Source organism: Pseudarthrobacter sp. SORGH_AS 212 (assembly GCF_030818145.1).
Lineage (GTDB): Bacteria > Actinomycetota > Actinomycetes > Actinomycetales > Micrococcaceae > Arthrobacter.
In genome coordinates this window covers 3,053,374-3,073,061 of the sequence record NZ_JAUTAA010000001.1, presented here as the reverse complement: position 1 = coordinate 3,073,061, position 19,688 = coordinate 3,053,374, and the positions used below count along the sequence as shown (strand labels likewise).

The following is a 19,688-nucleotide window of genomic DNA, read 5'->3' as shown; positions in this document are numbered from 1 at the left end:
TCAGCCGGCGAGCGCCAGCAGCACTCCCCCGGCCGCGCCCACCAGCACCACGGCCCAGGGCGGCGCCTTCCACGCGATGAGCAGCACGAAGCAGACCAGTCCCAGGCAGAACGGCCCCGGCCCGGTGATGGCAGTGGTGAACAGCGGGTTGTACAGGGCTGCGGCCAGGATGCCCACCACGGCGGCGTTGGCACCCCGCATCAGGGCCTGGGCTCCGGGCCGGGACCGCCACGAGTTCCAGAACGGCAGCACGCCGGTGAGCAGCAGGAACCCCGGCAGGAAAATGCCGGCGAGCGCGACGGCGGCGCCCGCCACGCCGCCCGGACCGTATCCTGCCGCCGCGCCCAGATAGGCCGCGAACGTGAACAGGGGTCCCGGCACTGCCTGCGCGGCGCCGTAGCCGGCCAGGAACTGCTGGCTGGTCAACCAGCCCGGGTCCACCACGCCGGCCTGGAGCAGGGGCAGGACCACGTGCCCGCCGCCGAACACCAGCGCCCCGGAGCGGTAGAACGCCTCGAACACGGCAATTCCGGCCGAGCCAGTGGCCAGCGCCAGCACCGGCAAGCCCAGCAGCAGCAACATGAACAGGGCCAGGCAGATGATGCCCGCGGTCCGGCTGACGGGGAAACGCATCTGGCCGGTGAGTTCTGCGGTGCCCCGCCGGCAGACCAGCAGCCCGGCGAGCGCGCCGAACAAGATGGCCGAAATCTGGCCGAATGAACCGGCCAGCAGAGTGGCGGACAGGGCCGCGACGACGGCGATCGCCGCCCGTTCGCGGTCCGGGGTGAGGGCCCTGGCCATGCCCCACACGGCCTGGGCCACGATGGCCACCGCCACGATCTTCAGTCCGCTGAGGATCCCGGACCCCACGGCGCCCTGGAACAGCGCGGCTCCCAGCGCAAAGGCGACCAGCAATGCAGCGGACGGGAGGGTGAAGGCAAGGAACGCGGCCAGCGCGCCGAGGGGGCCGGCGCGGTGCAGCCCCATGCCGAAGCCCACCTGGCTGGAAGCAGGCCCGGGAAGGAACTGGCACAGCGCCACCAGGTCCCCGTATCCCTGTCGTCCACCCACTTGCGCCGCCGGACCAGTTCGTCGCGGAAGTAGCCCAGGTGCGCGATGGGGCCGCCGAACGAGGTGACACCCAGTTTGAGGAACACCCGGAAGACCTCCCAGGCCGAACCGCGGGCCGCGGCTGGCGCCTCGCCGGTCATGGGGCTGCCACGGAGGGCTGCGGTGGGGTCATGGGCCCATTATGCAGCGGATTGACAGGGGCCGATGACCATTGCTCCACTGGTAGGGCGCGCAGCCCGTAACCTCCAAGGAGAACCCCATGAGCAACGAACAGCTGATCATCATCGGCTCCGGCCCCGCGGGCTACACCGCCGCCATCTACGCGGCCCGGGCCGGCCTGGCCCCGCTGGTGCTGGCCGGTTCCGTCACCGCGGGCGGGGCGCTGATGAACACCACCGAGGTGGAAAACTTCCCCGGTTTCCCCAGCGGCATCCAGGGCCCGGAACTGATGGACGGGCTGCAGCAGCAGGCCGAGAAGTTCGGCGCCAAGGTGGTGTTCGACGACGCCACGTCCGTTGACCTGAAGGGTTCCGCCAAGCGCGTGGTCACCGGCGCCGGGGAGACCCACGAGGCACCCGCGGTCATCCTGGCCACCGGCTCCGCCTACAAGGAACTGGGCCTGCCCGAGGAGAAGAAGCTCAGCGGCCACGGTGTGTCCTGGTGCGCCACCTGCGACGGGTTCTTCTTCCGCGAGCAGGACATCATCGTGGTGGGCGGCGGCGATTCCGCCATGGAGGAAGCAACCTTCCTGACCCGCTTCGGAAAGTCCGTGACCGTCGTCGTCCGCAAGGGCGAACTGCGCGCCTCCCGCATCATGGCGCAGCGTGCCAAGGACAACCCCAAGATCCGGTTCGAATGGAACTCCGCCATTACCGCCATCCACGGCGACTCCAAGGTCACCGGCGTCACCCTGGCGGACACCCGCTCCGGCGAAACCCGGGAACTCGGCGCCACGGGGATCTTCGTGGCGATCGGCCACCTGCCGCGCACCGAACTGCTGACCGGCCAGGTGGACCTGGATGACGAGGGCTACATCAAGGTGGACTCCCCCACCACGTGCACCAACCTCTCCGGCGTCTTCGCGTGCGGCGACGCCGTGGACCACCGCTACCGCCAGGCCATCACCGCTGCCGGCACCGGTTGCGCCGCGGCCCTGGATGCCGAGCGGTACCTGGCTGCCCTGGACGACGCGTCGAGCATCGCCACCGCCCTGGTGGAGGAACCCACCCACGGCTGACCCGCCCAAGTAGGTAGCAGTAGATGTCGTTATGGATGCCCATAACGACATCTACTGCTACCCAGTTGGGCCGGAAAAAGGCCTCCTGAAAGCCTTGCCGCCCACGGACTTATAAGTACACTTAGTACATTCATCCGATGGGCTTGGGAGAGGCTGCTGCTCCTCCCCGGGGAGGGCTCCCAGCACAAAGGCGGCACCCCCATGTCCGGCAAACCCAAAACTCCGCTGTCCGTCACTGAGGAAGTGGCGCTCCTGGACCTCCAGTTGCAGGCGCTGGAAATCATCGAGGAAATCATGAGCGGCACAGACCCCGCGGAAGCCGGTGCCCGCGCCTCCCTCAGCCTGTTCGTGGACCGCAATCCGGGCCAGCCGCAGCGCGCCCTGCTTCTCCACATGCTGAGCACCCGGCGCACCAACCTCAGCTGACACAGGAATAACACCCTGCGGAAACACTCCTGCAACCTCGCTGCGGCAAGCTGGGCGTACGGGGACACAACCAGCAGGAGGCAGCCCGCATGGAGGCACAGGGAGTCAGTACCGCTCAGCTCCGCATTGGAGACAACATCGAGGCGTGGCATCGGGGCAAGCTGTTCCACAGCGGCCGGGTGACCGGGGTGGTGCCCGCGCTGGACCTGTTCTGGATCCTGGACGCACGGACCGGCGCACGCAAGCTGCTGGACCCGGAGGCCCTGGAGATCCGGCACATGGAGGCACCCGCGGAACCTTTGCTGGGACTCTCCCCGGCCTAGCCGGCCACAGACAGACCACGACGCCGGCACACGTGTAAGTGCCGGCGTCGTGCGTCCCTGGATAATCCGGTTAAGCGCGGTTCTGGTAGACGTCCGGGATGCCGTCCTGGTCAGCGTCCACTTTTTCCAGTTCCTCGGCCTGCCGGTACTGCCGGTTCCGGGTGCGGAGGATAACGCTGGCCAGTAAGGCAGCGAGCAGCGACGCGGTCAGGATGCCCACCTTGGCATGGTCGTCGTGGAGGCTGCCCTGGCCGAAGCTGAGCTCGGCCACCAGCAGGGACACGGTGAAACCGATGCCGGCCAGCAGGGCCACGCCAAAGATGTCGATCCAGCGGTAGGAGCTGTCCAGCTTGGCCTTGGTTGTTTTGGTCAGGAGCCAGGTGGCGCCGAGGATGCCAATGGGCTTGCCAAGGACCAGTGCCAGGATGATGCCCAGCGCCACCGGGTCCGCGAGCGCCGACACGAACCCGTCCCATCCGCCGATGGCGACGCCCGCCGAGAAAAAGGCGAACACCGGGACGGCAATGCCTGCGGAAATCGGCCGGAACCGGTGCTCGAAAATTTCTGCCAGACCGGGCCCGGCCTCCGGGCCTCCACTGGCCTGCGACCGGATTACCGGGACGGCGAAGCCCAGCAGCACTCCAGCCACCGTGGCGTGGATACCGGAGGCGTGCACCAGTGCCCAGGTGGCGAAACCCAGCGGCAGCAGGATCAGCCAGGCCGCCGCCGCATGGGTGCCGAAGAACCGGCGGTACTTCTGGACCAGGAACGTGAACACGGCCAGCGGAATCAGGGCCAGCAGCAGCGGAGTGGGCTGGAGGTCGCTGGAGTAGAAGAACGCGATGATGCTGATGGCAATCAGGTCGTCCACCACGGCAAGGGTCAGCAGGAAGATCCGCAGGGCGCTGGGCAGGTGCGATCCGATGACGGCCAGCACGGCCACGGCAAAGGCGATGTCCGTGGCCGTGGGGATGGCCCAGCCGCGGAGCGTGTCCGGGTTGGAGAGGTTCACGACGGCGTAGATCACCGCCGGGACCAGCACACCGCCGGCGGCGGCCAGCACCGGGACGATGGACGTACTGATCTGGCGCAGGTCTCCCGCCACGAATTCGCGTTTGAGCTCCAGGCCCACCAGGAAGAAGAAGACCGCGAGGAGCCCGTCAGCCGCCCAGGCGCCGAGGCTTAGTTCGAGGTGCCAGGGTTCGTAGCCGACGGTGATGTCCCTGAGGGCAAAGTAGCTGTCCGACGCCGGCGAGTTGGCCCAGATCAGGGCGATCACCGCGGCGGCCACCAGCAGGGCACCGCCCACCGTTTCCTTGCGCAGGATCTCGCCGATGCGAAGGGCTTCCGAATAGGAGCCCCGGGCGAGGATGGAACGGCGCGGCTGGGGTTGGGCCTGGTGCTTGTTTGGGTGCTTGTGCGGGGGCTGCGGGGCGGAGGTCACGGCAGGGTCCTGACTTTGGGGGTCGACGAAACTATGCCGACCAGACTTCCCGGCGCACCTTCATCCATCCTACCGGCACGGCAGCTTCCCCTTCTACGGACACAGGCGCTGGGGCCAACTTCGGTATGACAAGACCCGCCGGGAACACTCCGGTAGCGTCATGGGCACGGTATTCACAACCTGGGGGACACGGATGATGAAGCTCAAACCCGCGGCAACGCTTGCAGCGCTGACGGTTCCGCTGCTGCTCGGTGGCTGCGCCAGTGACGGGTACGGCATTGATGCGCTGAAAGCCCCCGCAGGACCCGAGGATGCCTTCCCCGCCGATGCAGGCTTCCTGGAACAGGTCGATCCCACCACCCTGCGTTTCCTGGTCGAAGATGGCGGCCGGAAGTTCTTTGCAGCGCAGAGTTCTGATGGCGCACAAGCCTGCCTGGCGGTGGTCAACGTGGATCAGCAGGTCACCGATTACGCGGGATGCGGCGTTGCAGCCGGCAGCTCCAGCAACAAGATCGTGACCGTCAGCGGGTCCGACAGAAGACCCGCCGCCCTGGTGCCGGACTACGCCGACGCCGTCCAATTGGAGTCTGAAGGCTTAAGGCGTATCCACCAGAACGTGTACGTCGGCCCGTAGCCTGCCTACTTCGCCAGGAATTCGATCACCACGCTGTTCCACTCCTCTGCGTGGCTCACGTTGCAGCCGTGCGGCGCGTCCTTGATGACGTGGACCTCACTGTCCGCCAGTGCGGCGTGCGTCCGCTGGCCGGACCCCTCGAACGGCACGGTCGCGTCGCCGTCGCCATGAATCACCAAGGCCGGGACGGTGACATCGGCGAGGTCGCCCCGGAAGTCGGTTCCGCCGAAGGCCGCCATGCAGGCAAGCGCCGCGTTCTTGTTGGCCTGCCCGCACATGGCACCGGCTTCCTTGCGCTGCACCTCGCTGACCTTGAGGACCCCGTCCACGGAGAAGAAGTCGCGGGTGAAGGAATCGTAGAAGGCTGCCTCGTCCGTGACGAGGTCCTCCGCCATGCCGTCCGCCTGCTCCGGGGTCAGGGGCCCATCCGGATTGCCGTCCGTCCGCATGAGGTAGGGCGTCACGGCGGAGGCGAAGACCACGCTGCGGATACGCGCCGGTCCGTACAGGCCGAGGTAGCGTGCCACCTCACCGCCGCCCATGGAGAACCCCACCAGGGTCACGTCGCTGAGGTCCAGCTCCACCAGGACCTTCTGCAGGTCCTCGGCCAGAACATCGTAGTTGTAGCCCGCCTGGGGCTTGCTGCTGAGGCCGAACCCCCTGCGGTCATAGGTAATGGGCCGGTATCCGGCCTCCTGCAGCGCCGGTATCTGCTCCTCGAAGGATTTCCCGGAGAGCGGCCATCCGTGGATGAGGACCACCGGGCGGCCCGCTCCGCCGGCATCGTCCACATGCAGGTTGGTGTCCTTGAACAGCCCGTGGTGGGCAGTAACTTCGGTCATGGCTGACCTTCCGATATGCGGTTACCGGGCCTCGGTTGACGCCCGAACACCAGTCATTCGGCAGCATGCTGACTTCTGGATGGGTCCCGCTGGGCGTCAGCCCGTGGGGCGGCGGCCGGGACCCGGGCGTCCCGTGGGAGGACGGGGCGAGGGTCCGGGGACGGCGGAGCGTCCGGCAGCTACCGCGGACGGACCTGCGGCGGTCCGGCGTTCAGGTGCTGCCCGGTGGTCCCGGGCGGCCTGGTGTTCCCTGGACTTGCTCCGGTCCCCCGAAACTGCCGGCGCCCGGTCAGCTATGGCCCTGACGGCCCTGACCAGGTACTCCCGGGCGTCTTCCGAGTTGGCCAGCTGCACCAGTTCCGCTGCCACTGCCACCAGCTTGACGTTCCGGTAGCTGCTGGTTGCCACCAGCAGCTGGAAGGCTTCATCGGAGCCAATGCCGAGCAGTCCCATGAGGATGCCCCGCGCCTGGTCGATGACGGTGCGGGTGGACGTAGCCCCGGCCACCGCATCACGGGCGGTCTGCTCGGTCTCGCGCTGCAGGGTTGAGGTGAGGTCCACCATCACGCCCTCGATCACCGTGACCTTGCCGTCCGGGCCGATGATGCCCTCGCCGGAGGACAGCACCCGTTTGGTTTTGCCCCTGGAGTCGATGATCCGGTGGTACATGCAGAAGTACCCGCCGGTCTCGGCAACCTGGGCCACAATGGCTTCGCAACGCGGCCGGTCCTCGGGATGCTTGTGCGCGAACAGCAGTTCCAGGGTGGGGACCACGTCGCCGCGGCGGTAGCCGTGCAGCTGGTACATCCCGTCGGACCAGGAAAGCTTCCAGCCATCCACCTCTGCCGTGTAGGTTCCGGCGACGCAGTCGTCATCCCCCAAGGCACTCGAGTAGGTGTAAGGGCCGCGAACGTCCTTCACAGGGCCACCTCCATGTAGCATCCGTTCCGCCCGCACAAGCATGCTCTGCCCGTGTGGGCCTTTATACAAGTATGACGGGAGCAAGATTAAGTTGGTAGCCCGGGCTGCTAGCTCTCCCCGGTCACAAGCCGCGCCGAACTCTTGACGACGATACCCCCTAGGGGTATATTAAAGGTGTTGTCAGTGAAGTGGTATGTCCCGGCCGGCGTTTCCAAGCGCCCCGCTTTCACAGCCGTTCAACCCCAGCGCCTGCTTGTCCACAAGGATTCTTCCTTCGCCAAGAAACGGACCTGACTCCCATGCAAGACCATTCCCATCACCATCACGACGGCGGCCGCCAGTCCGCGGGCGGGGTCACCGACGCTCCGGCTGCTGCCGCCCCTGCCGGGCAGGGCCACGCTCCCGGCCACGCGCACACCGCGGCCCCCCTGCAGCACGGCGCCCACATGCACCACGATGACGGCCACACCGTGCACACGTCCGGCCAGCACGCCGGGCACAGCACCGCCATGTTCAAGAACAGGTTCTGGCTCACGCTGGCCTTATCTCTTCCCGTGGTCTACTTCAGCCCCATGGTGGGCCACCTCCTGGGCTACATGGCGCCCGTGTTCCCGGGCTCCGCCTGGATCCCGCCTATATTGGGAACCGTTATATTCCTGTACGGCGGCCAGCCGTTCCTCAAAGGCGGCCTGCAGGAACTGAAGGACCGCCAGCCCGGCATGATGCTGCTGATCGCCATGGCCATCACGGTGGCGTTCGCCGCCTCCTGGGTCACCAGCCTGGGCCTGGGCGGCTTCGACCTCGATTTCTGGTGGGAGCTGGCGCTCCTGGTGGCCATAATGCTGCTGGGCCACTGGATCGAGATGCGCGCCCTCGGATCGGCACAGGGAGCGTTGGACGCCCTCGCCGCGCTGCTGCCGGACGACGCCGAACGCGTCACAGCTTCCGGCACCGAGACAGTACCCGTGTCCGGGCTGAGGCCCGGCGACCTCGTCCTGGTCCGCCCCGGCGCCCGGATGCCCGCCGACGGCACGGTTGCGGAGGGCCGCGCCGAGTTCGACGAATCCATGATCACGGGCGAATCCAAGACCGTTCCGCGCGGGCCCGGTGACGCCGTGGTGGCCGGCACCGTGGCCACGGACTCCGGGGTGCGCGTCCTCGTCACAGCAGTGGGCGACGATACCGCCCTGGCCGGCATCCAGCGGCTGGTGGCCGAGGCACAGGCATCGTCCTCCCGTGCCCAGGCACTGGCCGACCGCGCCGCTGCCTTCCTCTTCTATTTCGCCGCCGGAGCGGGTGTGCTCACGTTCATCGCCTGGACCCTGCTGGGCAGCGTGCCGGAAGCGGTCACCCGGACGGTGACGGTGCTGGTGATCGCCTGCCCGCACGCCCTGGGCCTGGCCATTCCGCTGGTGATCGCGATCTCCACCGAACAGGCTGCCCGCGCAGGGGTGCTGATCAAGAACCGGATGGCCCTGGAGCGCATGCGGACCATCGACGTGGTCCTCTTCGACAAGACAGGCACCCTCACCAGGGGCGAACCCGAGCTCCGGGACATCGCCACAACCGGGACCCTGGATGCTGACGGCCTGCTGTCCCTGGCCGCCGCTGTCGAATCCGACAGCGAGCATCCCGCAGCCCGGGCCATCGTCCGTGCTGCGCGGAGCCGTAGCCTCACCGTTCCTGCCGCGTCCGGGTTTTCGGCACTGGCGGGCCGCGGCGTGCAGGCAACCGTGGACGGCCGTCCGCTGCACGTGGGCGGACCCGCGCTCCTTCGCGAGCTTGGCGTCGTCGAACCTTCCGGCCTGGCTGAGGCCACGCGCAGCTGGCGGGAGCGCGGCGCGTCCGTCCTGCACGTGCTCGACGGCGGCCGTGTCCTGGGTGCCGTGAGCCTGGAGGATGCGGTGCGGCCGGAGTCCCGGCAGGCGGTGGCGGCGCTGCAGAACCGCGGCGTCAAGGTGGCAATGATCACGGGCGACGCGCGCCAGGTGGCGCAGGCCGTGGCCGCGGACCTGAAGATCGACGAGGTGTTTGCCGAGGTGCTGCCGGCGGACAAGGACAAAAAAGTGGCGGAGCTGCAGGGCCGCGGGCTGAAGGTGGCCATGGTGGGCGACGGCGTGAACGACTCCCCCGCCTTGGCCCGCGCCGAGGTGGGCATCGCCATCGGCGCCGGGACGGATGTGGCGATGGAATCCGCCGGCGTGGTGCTGGCCGGCAACGATCCGCGTGCCGTGCTGTCCATGGTGGACCTGTCCCGGGCAAGCTACCGCAAGATGTGGCAGAACCTGGTGTGGGCCACCGGCTACAACGTCCTGTCCGTGCCTCTGGCCGCCGGGGTGCTCGCATTCGCCGGGGTGGTCCTCTCGCCGGCCGCCGGCGCCGTCCTGATGAGCGCCTCCACCATCGTGGTGGCGCTGAACGCCCAGCTGCTGCGGCGGCTCAAACTCAACCCCGCCGATGTGCGCTGACACCGCCACATCCACAAACACTCCATTGCCAGCTACTTTCCTGAAGGACGTTCAACCATGACCACCAAGACCAAAACCCTGATGCTCGCCGTTGCCCTCACAGCCTCCCTTGGCCTGGCAGGCTGCGCCGCCGGTTCGGGAAGCTCCGGTGGAAACACCATGCCCATGAACCACGGCAGCTCCGCACCGATGTCCAGCATGATGCCGGACGCAAACTCCGACCATAACCAGGCCGACATCATGTTTTCCCAGATGATGATTCCCCACCACCAGCAGGCCGTGGAGATGAGCGGCATCATGCTGGCCAAGCAGGATACGCCCGCCCCGGTGGCCTCGCTCGCCACCCGGATCAGGGACGCGCAGACGCCGGAAATCAAACTCATGACCGGCTGGCTGGAGGGCTGGAACGTGCCCACCATGATGAGCGACCAGTCCGGCCACGGGATGGGCGGCATGGTGGACGGGGACGGCATCGCCAAACTCAAGGCCGCGCAGGGCACCGAAGCGGCCAGGCTCTTCCTCCAGCAGATGACCGGGCACCACGAGGGCGCCATCGACATGGCCCGCCAGGAGATCAGCTCCGGCAAGTACCCGCAGACCATCCAGCTGGCCCGCGACATCATCAAAGCCCAGGAAGCCGAGATCGCGGAGATGAAGGGGCTCCTGGCCGGCCTCTGACCCCCCACCACCGAAACGCGCGCCCACCATTCCAGCGCGAGGTGAGCGCGCGTTGGCCCCCAGGCAACCAAAGGTGAGCTCGCGTGCGGGGTGGGGCGGCCTCCGTCGGGCGTGTGCGTGTTAAGTTGAGAGGCACGGACTGTACGGTCCCGGCACCGGCTGGAAAGAGTAACTTCCCTTGGATATCCCCGCACCAGTAAGAATCCTGACCGTCTGCACGGGCAACATCTGCCGTTCGCCCGTGGCCGAGAGGCTGCTGCAGACAGGACTCAACCAGGTGGTGCCCGGCGGGTTCGAGGTGGCCAGCGCCGGAACCAGGGCCATGGTGGGCGATCCCATGCAGCCGATTTCGGCGGAAATCGTGCGGACCTACGGCGGGGACCCGGACGGCTTCGAGGCCCGGCAGCTCAACTCCAAGATTCTTCGCGGGGTGGACCTGGTGCTCACCATGACTTCCGGCCACCGCGGCGAGGTGCTGCAGCAGGACGCGTCGATGCTGAAACGGACGTTCACCATCCGCGAGTTCGCCCGGATGCTCGACGTACTGGACGGCCGCGCCACGGAAGCCCCCGCCGAGGATCACGGTGACGCCGACCCGTTGGCCGCGAACACAGCCTACTGGCGGAGCCTCCCGGCCCGCGCTGCAGGTGTCCGGCACCTGGCCCTGCCGGCGGATTCCTCGGAGAACGACATCATTGACCCCTACCGGCGCTCCCCCGAGGTGTACCGGCAGATGGAGGACGAGCTGGCCCCCGCCATCGTGTCCATCCTGCGGCATGCCCGACTCAACTCGGTGCCATCACGACGGCGGCACCCGGCGGTGTCCGGCCCGTGACCACCGTGCAGGTGACAGTTTGGCCACGGCTGTAGCCAACCGGGCACCGGCGGGCGGACACTGATCCCACCACAGTCACGGTGAGGTGAGGGGCCACTATGAGCACACCAGGCGGTTCGGACCCATCCGGTCCTGCGGGACCCGCTTCCCCGGGCGCCCACCCGCACGGGCGCTGGATGGTGGCGCACGGCCGCCGCCGCTGGATCGCGGCGCTGCTGGCCCTGGTCCTGGTGGCTGCCGCCGTCGTGGCCGTCGTCAGCCTCAACCGCGCGGGCACCGTCACGCCGCCGGCCGCCCAGGGCACGGCGACCCAAAGCGAAACCACCACCCCCACGCCGTCGGAGACCCCGTCCGAAACGCCCCCGCCACCGGCACCAGCGGCTCCTCCGCCGCCCCCGCCCATCGCGGAACTGCCTCCCGGGGCCATGAACGTCCTGGTGATCGGCAGCGACATCCGCGGCGGCACACCAGCAAAAGATGCCGCCGCGCACACGGCAGCCACCGGTGAAGCGCAGGACCACCGGGCGGACACCCTGATGGTGGTGCACGTCCCCGCTGACCGCAGCACGCTCTACCTCATCTCGATCAACCGCGACACGTGGGTGAACATCCCCGGCTACGGTGGCGCCAAAATCAACGCCGGGTTGGAATACGGCGGCATCGACATGCAGACCGCCGCCGTCCAGGAGCTGCTGGGAATCACCATCAACCACACCCTGATGCTGGACTTCGGCGGGTTCAAGCTCCTGGTGGACGGCCTGGGCGGCATCGACGTCAACGTGCCCATCGCGTTCCAGTCCACCATCGAGACCCAGCATGTGTTCCCCGCCGGCATGAACCACCTGGACGGCCAGGCGGCGCTGGAGTTCTCCCGGGAGCGGTACGCCTTCTCCGACGGCGACTTCCAGCGGGTCCGCGACCAGCAGATCATGCTCCGCGCCATCCTGGCCCGCCTCACCGCCGGCGGGGCGCTGAACGACGTCACGGCCGTGCGGTCCCTCGTGGAGTTCGCGTCCTGCTGCCTCACCGTGGACAAGGGCTTCGACCCAATCCAGGCCGCCATCCTGGCCTACAGCCTGCGGAACCTGGATGCCAACGCAATCCGCAGCATGACGCTTCCGACGGCGGGGTCCGGGTTCATTGCCGGGCAGTCGGTGCTGTTCCCGGATTACGGCGGCATCGCGGCGGTGGGTGCAGCCCTGCGGGAGGGCCGGATCGGCGAGCTCGCGACGCAGTAGTCAGGGCGCTGTTCAACCCGGGCTTACCCGCAGTTCACCCTGCCGAAAAGACCTGTGTGCACGGCGCCTGAAGGGTGGAGGGCATGACTGACATCTCGCGCCGCACCATCGTCAAGGGCTCCGTGCTCGCCGCCGCACTTGCCTCCGCCCCGACCGCAGCGAACGCCGCCAACACAGCCACGCCCGCCGCACCCACCCGGTCACCGGCCGGAGTGGCCCTGGTCCGCAACCGGCTCACGCTCCCCAGCGGCATCGCCACCGGCGACGTCACCTCCGATTCGGCCGTCCTGTGGTCCCGGTCCTCGGAGGCTGGCCGCATGACGGCGGTGCTGCGGGCAGTGGACGACGGCGGCGCGGTCCTTCGCGGGCGGGGCGCCTTCGAGCGGGTCATCCGCGGGCCCCGGGCTACCCAGGCGTCCGACTTCACCGCGAAGATCCATGCAGGCAACCTCCCGTCCAAACACCCGCTTCGCCCTGGAGATCAGTTTCGAGGACGACGGCGGCGCCACCAGTGAGACGGTAGGCGGCACCTTCCGCACGGCGCCGGACAGGGGCGCGGTCAACGGCAAGGGACGCACCGGCGGGACAGGCAACGGCGGCGACGTCCCGGCGTCGTACGCGCAAAGCTTCGTCTGGACCGGCGACACCGCGGGCCAGGGCTGGGGCATCAACGAGGAGGTGGGCGGCATGTTCGGCTACCGGGCCATGCACCAGACCCGGCCGGACTTCTTCATCCACTCCGGCGACACCGTGTACGCGGACGGCCCGCTCACCGAAACCGTGGTGGAAAAGGACGGGCAGGTGTGGCGGAACCTGGTCACCGAGGAGGTGTCCAAGGTGGCCGAGACGCTCACCGAATACCGCGGCCGGCACCGCTACAACATGATGGACGCCAACATGCGGGCCATGTTCGCGGACGTCCCGGTGATCGCCAATTGGGACGATCACGAAACCACCAACAACTGGTACCCCGGCGAGGTCCTGGACGATCCCCGCTACACGGTCCGGGATGTCAACACCCTCGCCGCCCGCGGCCGGCAGGCCTGGCAGGAAAACATGCCCATCGCGGACAGTTCAGCGCTGTGGCGCCCGGGCACGTTCGACGACGGCGGCCAGTACCAGCCGGCCCGCATCTACCGGAAGATCTCCCGCGGCCCGCAGCTGGACATCTTCTGCCTGGACATGCGCACCTTCAAATCCCCCAACACGGACGGCAAGGAGGCGTACACCACCAACATCCTGGGTCAGGAGCAGGTGGACTGGCTGATCCGGGAGGTCTCGAAGTCCAAGGCCATGTGGAAGGTCATTGCCGCGGACCTGCCGCTGGGCATCATCGTTCCGGACGGTGCGGTGAACCAGGAGAGCCTGGCCAACCGCGACGACGGCGCTCCCCTGGGCCGCGAGCTCGAGATCGCCGGGGTGCTGAGCGCCTTCAAGAAGAACCGGGTGAAGAACGTGGTGTGGCTGACCGCCGACGTGCATTACTGCGCGGCCCACCACTACTCCCCCGAGCGCGCAGCCTTCACCGATTTCGACCCGTTCTGGGAATTCGTGGCCGGCCCCATCGCCGCGGGCTCGTTCGGACCCAACTCTATGGACGGCACCTTCGGCCCCGAGGTGGTGTTCGCCAAAGCAGGCCGCTTCCCGGGCGAATCACCGCGCGACGGCGAAAACCAGTTCTTCGGGCACGTCCAGCTGGGCGAGGACAACAGTTTCACCGCCAGCCTCCGGAACGCCAACGGCGCCACGGTGTTCTCCAAGGTGCTGACCCCGGAGCGGTAGGACGCACGACGCCGGCCGGGGCACCCTGGACTCCGCCACCGGGGCACCCCGCCGCGCCCGTCCGCCCGTTTATCTTTCCGGCCCCGTGGGTACGGCCGCTGGTAGTGTTCCGGATTCGGCACGGACGCGGACGGGGAGTGATTTTCATGAACGACGACGGACTGACGGAAGCGGTGCAGGAAGCCGGCGCGGTGGAACTGCTGCTGATCCGGCACGGCGAGAGCGAAGGCAACGTGGCCGCCACCGAGGCCCACCTGGCGGGTGCGGAGATCATCGAGGTCCCGGCACGCGATGCCGACGTGAACCTCTCTGACGTGGGCCAGGACCAGGCTGCGGCACTGGGGACGGCTTTGGCCCGGATCGCCGAGGACTACCGGCCGGACGCTGTGGTGTCCTCCCCCTATGCCCGGGCACACCAGACGGCGGAAATCGCCGTGGGAACTGCCGGCTGGTCCGTGAAGGTGCAGGTGGACGAGCGGCTGCGTGACCGTGAGCTGGGCATCCTGGACCGGCTGACCCGGGTGGGCGTTGAGACGCGCTACCCGGAGGAAGCCGAACGGCGGTCCTGGCAGGGGAAGCTGTACTACCGTCCGCCGGGCGGGGAGTCCTGGGCTGATGTGGCGCTCCGGCTCCGCTCCGTGCTGGCCGAGCTGAACAACCTCGGCACCGGGCACCGGGTGATGCTGGTCTGCCACGACGCCGTGATCCTGCTCTTCCGCTACCTGCTGGAGGGCATGACGGAGCAGGAGCTGCTGGACCTCGCGGCCAGTACCTCGGTGCTGAACGCGTCGATGACCCGGTATGTGCGGCCGTCCGGTGCGGGGCCGTGGACGCTGGAGAGCTTCAACGTCGCTGACCACCTGGCCGAACAGGGCGTCGAAGTCACCGAACATGCCGGAGATGCCAGTGTCCGCCCGCGGTGACTCCGGCCCCGAGCTGGTGACGCCCTCGCTGCTGCGGGACTGGCGGCTGCCTTCCCCGGGCGAGGACAAGTATTCGCGCGGCTCGGTACTGGTGGTGGGCGGTGCACGCGCCACCCCCGGCGCTGCGCTGCTGGCCGGCACCGCCGCGCTGCGTGCCGGCGCAGGGAAGCTGACGCTCGCCGTGGCCGAATCCGTGGCGGTCCAGGTAGGTATTGCCCTGCCCGAGTGCGGTGCCATCGGGCTGCCGGAAACCGTTGACGGCTCGGTCACCGCGGAGGGCGTGGACCGGATGGCGGCCAACCTGGACTCGGCCGACGCCATCCTGGTGGGGCCCGGGCTCGATGATCCGGACCTGGCACGGGAGCTTCTTGAGGCCCTCCTGGCACGCGAAGAGGCAGCCGGCACTTCAGGAGGGGACGCTGATGGTGACGGGCAAGCCGGCGGGAAGCCCGACGACGGCGGCGCAGGCCCCGGCGCGTCCGGCCGGGAAGGAGGTCCCGCCGTCGTCCTTGACGCGTTTGCGCTGGCCGCGCTCGCGGAGCTGGAGGACCGGGTAGGGCCGTGGCGGGGCCGGCTGATCCTGACCCCGAACCCCACCGAGGCCGGCATCCTGCTGGGCCGGGACACTGAGGAACTGGAAACGGACGTGGCCGAAATCGCCCGCAGGTTCGGCGCGGTGGTGAGCTGCCAGGGGCTGATCGCGCGGCCGCCAGGCGTTGGCCCGGAGGAATCCGAGCTGTGGAAGATCACCACGGGATACGGCGGGCTGGGGACCTCGGGCAGCGGGGATGTCCTGGCCGGGGCGATCGCCGGTGTGCGCGCCCGCGGAACCACCGGCGCGCAGGCCGCCTGCTGGGGCACGCACCTGCACGCGGCAGCGGCCGACCGGCTGGCCAGCAGGATGGGACCACTCGGATTCCTGGCCCGCGAACTCGCCGACGAACTGCCGGCGCTCATGCTGGAGCTCGGCACCTGACGATGCCCCGGCACGCGGATGGCCCCCCTGCATCAACGCGGAGGGCCACCGTCTCGGAGGGGATCACTCGCAACTGCCGATGCGCTACCGGCGCTGTGGCGTTCCATAGTGGCAATCGCCCGAAACTGGCAGATACAACGCGTTCGGATCCTCCCGGTATCCCCCGTTCTACACCGCGGGGACGCCCATCACAAGGCATCCCCGCCGGTAACTTGGACGGCGCAGAACCTAAGCTGCGATTTCCTGCTTGGCTCCCTTCATCTCGATTTCGATCTTGCGCGGCTTGGCCTTCTCGGCAACCGGGATCCGCAACGTCAGGACACCGGCGTCGTAGCGGGCCTTCACGTTTTCCGTGTCCAGGGTGTCGCCGAGGATCAACTGGCGGCTGAAGACACCGCGCGGCCGTTCGGAGGCGATCAGTTCGGTGTTGTTGGCGGCGGGATCCGGGCGTTCGGCGCGGACGGTCAGCACGTTGCGTTCCACATCCAGGTCCACGGACTCGGGCGAAACTCCGGGCAGGTCGAAGGCGACCACAAAGTCATGGTCCTCCCGCCAAGCGTCCATCGGCATGGCTGCCGGACGGGCTGCCGTCCCGAGGACCTGCTGGGCCAGCCTGTCCAGCTCGCGGAACGGATCGGTTCGCATCAACATGGCATCCTCCTCATTAGGGTGGTCCAACACTGTGTAAGTTTTCAGCCGATCTATGGTGGCTGATATAGATTTTTTAGCACCGGCAGCAGAGGTATGCAAGCCCGTCCGGCGAAAATTTTCCGGCGGTTCAGTGCACGCTCCGGGACAAGCCAAAAGGGGCCCTCCGCACATCTGCAGAGGGCCCCTTCGACGGGTTCGTTCTGGCGCTAATCCCGCGTGGGATCAGGGCGGAGGGGTGCCGGCCCCGGGTCGGGGACAGGCAACGGACCGGGCGGCTCGGGGGTGGGGAACGGGCTGGGCGCCGGCGAGCCGGGGTGGCCGGGCTGCGTGGGATCGGGCGATGTTGGATCCGGACCGGGCTCCGGCGGGAACGGCGACGGTTCGTGCACTGGCGGGATGGTCATGGATCTTCCCCTCTCACGCTGGGCGTAGGTGCCTTGAACTGAACACGATACGCCTGCCACCCCCGGCCGGACAGGCCTTACTCCCCACAACGCGCGCCCACTCCCCCTCTGCCGGAAATCCGCGTCAGCCAGAAATCCCCGCTGCCGGTGGCGGAAGGAATCAGGGGTTTCTTCCCCGGTAGCGAACGCCGGCCACGGTGAAGTGCCCGGTCTATATATTGAGTCCATGACCTCCACTCCGCTGCAGAACTCCGCCAGCACGCCAGCGTCCGCCGCCACCCCGCCCGTGGCCAAGAAGGTGCCCACCGAAAGGACGCACCATGGGGACACCTACGTGGACAACTACGAGTGGCTGCGGGACAAGGAGTCCGCCGAGGTGGTGGAGCACCTGAAGGCCGAGAACGCCTACCAGGAAGCGGTCACCGCCCACCAGGAGCCCCTGCGCGAAGCCATCTTCCAGGAGATCAAGGGACGCACCCAGGAAACCGACCTCTCCGTCCCCCACCGCAAGGACGGCTGGTGGTACTTCAGCCGCTCGGTGGAGGGCAAGGAGTACGGCATCCAGTGCCGCGTCCGCGCCAGCGACACCCATGACAGGATCGCCGACTGGACCCCGCCGGCCGTGGAACCCGGCGTCGAAATCCCCGGCGAAGAAGTCCTGCTGGACGGCAACATCGAGGCCGAGGGCAAGCCGTTCTTCTCCGTGGGCGGCACCGCCGTGACAGTGGACGGCAACCTCTACGCCTACGCCGTGGACAACTCCGGCGACGAACGCTTCACCCTCCGGATCAAGGACCTCCGCACCGGCGAACTGCTGCCGGACGTCATTGAAAACATCTTCTACGGAGTGTCCTTCTCCCCCGATGGCACCCGGCTCTTCTACACCGTGGTGGATGACTCCTGGCGCCCGTACCAGGTGAAGGCGCACGTCCTGGGCACCCCGGTCAGCGAGGACACGGTGATCTACCAGGAGGACGACACCGCCATGTGGCTCGGTTTCGAGCTCTCCTCGGACCGGCGTTACCTGGTCCTGGGCATCGGCTGCTCCGAGTACAGCGAAACCCGGCTGCTCCGCTTCGACGACCCCGCGCAGGAGGTCACCACTGTTATTTCGCGGGACGAGCGCGTCCTGTATGAGGCGGAGCCGTTCCTGCTCGAAGGCCCGGACGGCGTCAAGGCAGAGAAGATCCTGCTCACCCACAACCGCGGAGCCATCAACTCCATGATCTCCCTGGCGGACCCCGCCGAGCTGGCAAAGCCGCTGGCGGAGCAGGCCTGGCAGACCGTCGTCGAGCATTCCGACGACGTCCGCGTCAACGGTGCCAGCGTCACGTCCACGCACCTCATCGCCTCCATCCGCAAGGACACCATCGAGCGCGTCCAGGTGATGGGGCTGGCCGGGCTGGGCACGCCGGCGCAGCAGGCTCCGGTGGAACCGGCGTTTGACGAGGAGCTGTACACCGCCGGGGTGGGCGGCTCGGACTACGAGGCACCCGTCATCCGGCTGGGCTACACGTCCTACTTCACGCCGTCGCGCATTTACGACTTTGTCCTGCCCACCGCGGAGCAGCCCGCCGGCGAGCTGCTGCTGCGCAAGGAAAGCCCCGTCCTGGGCGGCTATGACGGCAGCGACTACGTGGCCACCCGCGAATGGGCGACAGCGGCGGACGGCACGCGCATCCCGCTGTCCGTCCTGCGGCATAAGGGCATCAAGCAGGATTCGACGGCGGCCGGCCTGGTGTACGGATACGGCTCCTATGAGCTGAGCATGGACCCCGGGTTCGGAATCGCGCGGCTCTCGCTGCTGGACCGCGGTGTGGTGTTCGTGATTGCCCATATCCGCGGCGGCGGTGAACTGGGCCGGCACTGGTACGAGGACGGCAAGAAGCTCACCAAGAAGAACACGTTCACGGATTTCGTGGACGCCACAGACTGGCTGGCCAATTCGGGGTGGGTGGACCCTGCACGGATCGCGGCGCTGGGCGGCTCGGCGGGCGGCCTGCTGATGGGCGCCATCGCCAACATGGCGCCGGAGAAGTACGCGGCCGTCGTGGCCCAGGTGCCGTTCGTGGACCCGCTCACCAGCATCCTGGACCCGGACCTGCCCCTCTCCGCCCTCGAGTGGGAGGAATGGGGCAACCCGATAACCGACGCCGACGTGTACGCGTACATGAAGTCCTACTCGCCCTACGAAAACGTGCGGGAAGTGGCCTACCCCAAGGTCGCCGCCGTGACGTCCTTCAACGACACCCGCGTCCTCTACGTGGAGCCCGCCAAGTGGGTGCAGGAATTGCGGAACCGCACCACCGGATCCGAGCCGGTCCTCATGAAGATCGAGATGGACGGCGGCCACGGCGGCGCGTCCGGCCGGTACGTGCAGTGGCGCGAACGGGCGTGGGACTACGCGTTCATTGCCGACTCCCTGGGCGCCACCGAACTGCTGCCGGGGGCCGGACTCAAGTAGGCCCTCCTGAAGCGGGGCGTACGACGGCGGCCCCGCGCCGCCGTCGTACGTCCCGCCTTCCTCCCGCGCCTGGATGCCCCCTCCATGGGTATCCAGAAATGATCACCATGCTTACTATTGTTGGGCAGTTGTTTTCCGCCACCGGATGCCGAAGGAGCAGCAATGTCACTCAGCAAGGGAACGCACGTGGAGTGGAACACCTCCCAGGGCAAGACGCACGGCAAGATCGTGGAGAAGAAGACCAGCGATTTCGAGCTGGACGGCAACACCCACCGCGCCAGCAAGGATGAACCGCAGTACGTAGTGGAATCAGACAAGACCGGTGCCCGGGCGGCGCACAAGGCGTCGGCCCTGACCGAGAAGAAGTAGCG

The 19,688-nt window shown here is 68.0% G+C and carries 16 protein-coding genes and 2 pseudogenes; 13 read left to right on the top strand and 5 right to left on the bottom strand.

Going from position 1 to position 19,688, the window contains the following annotated elements; genetic code table 11:
• Positions 1 to 1,211 (bottom strand): annotated as a pseudogene (gene chrA / locus QE394_RS14025) (chromate efflux transporter).
• Between the two features lie 119 nt (positions 1,212 to 1,330).
• Between chrA and trxB the strand changes: the two are divergent.
• The 3 genes from trxB to QE394_RS14010 all read left to right on the top strand — a co-directional run bounded on the left by trxB (position 1,331) and on the right by QE394_RS14010 (position 3,057).
• A complete protein-coding gene (gene trxB, locus QE394_RS14020) occupies positions 1,331 to 2,308 on the top strand; it encodes a thioredoxin-disulfide reductase (RefSeq protein ID WP_349034824.1) in 978 nt (325 codons plus the stop codon).
• 201 nt (positions 2,309 to 2,509) lie between these two features.
• A complete protein-coding gene (locus tag QE394_RS14015; RefSeq protein ID WP_056076092.1) occupies positions 2,510 to 2,734 on the top strand; it encodes a hypothetical protein in 225 nt (74 codons plus the stop codon).
• 89 nt (positions 2,735 to 2,823) lie between these two features.
• On the top strand, positions 2,824 to 3,057 hold the full coding sequence (locus QE394_RS14010; RefSeq protein ID WP_314214411.1) for a hypothetical protein: 234 nt from the start codon (positions 2,824 to 2,826) through the stop codon (positions 3,055 to 3,057).
• Positions 3,058 to 3,127: 70 nt separating this feature from the next.
• Here the strand turns inward: QE394_RS14010 and nhaA are convergent, their stop codons facing one another.
• A complete protein-coding gene (gene nhaA / locus QE394_RS14005; RefSeq protein WP_349034823.1) occupies positions 3,128 to 4,501 on the bottom strand; it encodes a Na+/H+ antiporter NhaA in 1,374 nt (457 codons plus the stop codon).
• A gap of 193 nt (positions 4,502 to 4,694) precedes the next feature.
• Between nhaA and QE394_RS14000 the strand changes: the two genes are divergently transcribed.
• Complete coding sequence (locus tag QE394_RS14000) at positions 4,695 to 5,135, top strand: hypothetical protein (protein ID WP_349034822.1); 441 nt, start codon at positions 4,695 to 4,697, stop codon at positions 5,133 to 5,135.
• Positions 5,136 to 5,140: 5 nt separating this feature from the next.
• Here QE394_RS14000 and QE394_RS13995 read toward each other — a convergent pair whose 3' ends face one another.
• Positions 5,141 to 5,977: an alpha/beta hydrolase gene (locus tag QE394_RS13995; RefSeq protein ID WP_056076104.1), complete on the bottom strand. Its 837-nt coding sequence runs from the start codon at positions 5,975 to 5,977 to the stop codon at positions 5,141 to 5,143.
• A 96-nt stretch (positions 5,978 to 6,073) separates the two neighbouring features.
• Positions 6,074 to 6,898, bottom strand: coding sequence for a PAS and ANTAR domain-containing protein (locus tag QE394_RS13990; RefSeq protein ID WP_056076107.1), 825 nt, complete (start codon positions 6,896 to 6,898; stop codon positions 6,074 to 6,076).
• A 299-nt stretch (positions 6,899 to 7,197) separates the two neighbouring features.
• Between QE394_RS13990 and QE394_RS13985 the strand changes: the two genes are divergently transcribed.
• The 7 genes and pseudogenes from QE394_RS13985 to QE394_RS13955 all read left to right on the top strand — a co-directional run bounded on the left by QE394_RS13985 (position 7,198) and on the right by QE394_RS13955 (position 15,798).
• Entirely contained in the window at positions 7,198 to 9,366 is a 2,169-nt protein-coding gene (locus tag QE394_RS13985; protein ID WP_349034821.1) for a heavy metal translocating P-type ATPase, read from the top strand.
• Between the two features lie 57 nt (positions 9,367 to 9,423).
• Positions 9,424 to 10,044 carry a DUF305 domain-containing protein gene (locus QE394_RS13980; protein ID WP_349034820.1) on the top strand — a complete coding sequence of 207 codons (621 nt, stop codon included), beginning with the start codon at positions 9,424 to 9,426 and terminating at the stop codon, positions 10,042 to 10,044.
• 178 nt (positions 10,045 to 10,222) lie between these two features.
• Positions 10,223 to 10,879: a low molecular weight phosphatase family protein gene (locus QE394_RS13975; RefSeq protein WP_349034819.1), complete on the top strand. Its 657-nt coding sequence runs from the start codon at positions 10,223 to 10,225 to the stop codon at positions 10,877 to 10,879.
• Positions 10,880 to 10,977: 98 nt separating this feature from the next.
• On the top strand, positions 10,978 to 12,117 hold the full coding sequence (locus QE394_RS13970) for an LCP family protein (protein WP_349034818.1): 1,140 nt from the start codon (positions 10,978 to 10,980) through the stop codon (positions 12,115 to 12,117).
• Between the two features lie 83 nt (positions 12,118 to 12,200).
• Positions 12,201 to 13,899 (top strand): annotated as a pseudogene (locus QE394_RS13965) (alkaline phosphatase D family protein).
• Positions 13,900 to 14,045: 146 nt separating this feature from the next.
• Positions 14,046 to 14,822 carry a histidine phosphatase family protein gene (locus tag QE394_RS13960; RefSeq protein ID WP_200937682.1) on the top strand — a complete coding sequence of 259 codons (777 nt, stop codon included), beginning with the start codon at positions 14,046 to 14,048 and terminating at the stop codon, positions 14,820 to 14,822.
• Positions 14,800 to 15,798 (top strand): NAD(P)H-hydrate dehydratase, encoded by a 999-nt coding sequence (locus QE394_RS13955; protein ID WP_349035410.1) that lies wholly within the window; start codon positions 14,800 to 14,802, stop codon positions 15,796 to 15,798. The genes QE394_RS13960 and QE394_RS13955 overlap by 23 nt, the downstream gene beginning before the upstream one ends.
• Positions 15,799 to 16,026: 228 nt before the next feature.
• Here QE394_RS13955 and QE394_RS13950 read toward each other — a convergent pair whose 3' ends face one another.
• Complete coding sequence (locus tag QE394_RS13950) at positions 16,027 to 16,449, bottom strand: Hsp20 family protein (protein ID WP_349034817.1); 423 nt, start codon at positions 16,447 to 16,449, stop codon at positions 16,027 to 16,029.
• Between the two features lie 630 nt (positions 16,450 to 17,079).
• Here QE394_RS13950 and QE394_RS13945 point away from each other — a divergent pair.
• Both QE394_RS13945 and QE394_RS13940 read left to right on the top strand, forming a co-directional pair.
• The gene (locus QE394_RS13945; protein ID WP_349034816.1) at positions 17,080 to 19,317 is read left to right on the top strand and encodes a S9 family peptidase; all 2,238 of its coding nucleotides are present in this window, start codon (positions 17,080 to 17,082) and stop codon (positions 19,315 to 19,317) included.
• Positions 19,318 to 19,479: 162 nt separating this feature from the next.
• A complete protein-coding gene (locus QE394_RS13940) occupies positions 19,480 to 19,686 on the top strand; it encodes a DUF2945 domain-containing protein (RefSeq protein WP_015938198.1) in 207 nt (68 codons plus the stop codon).
• Positions 19,687 to 19,688 lie beyond the last annotated feature (2 nt).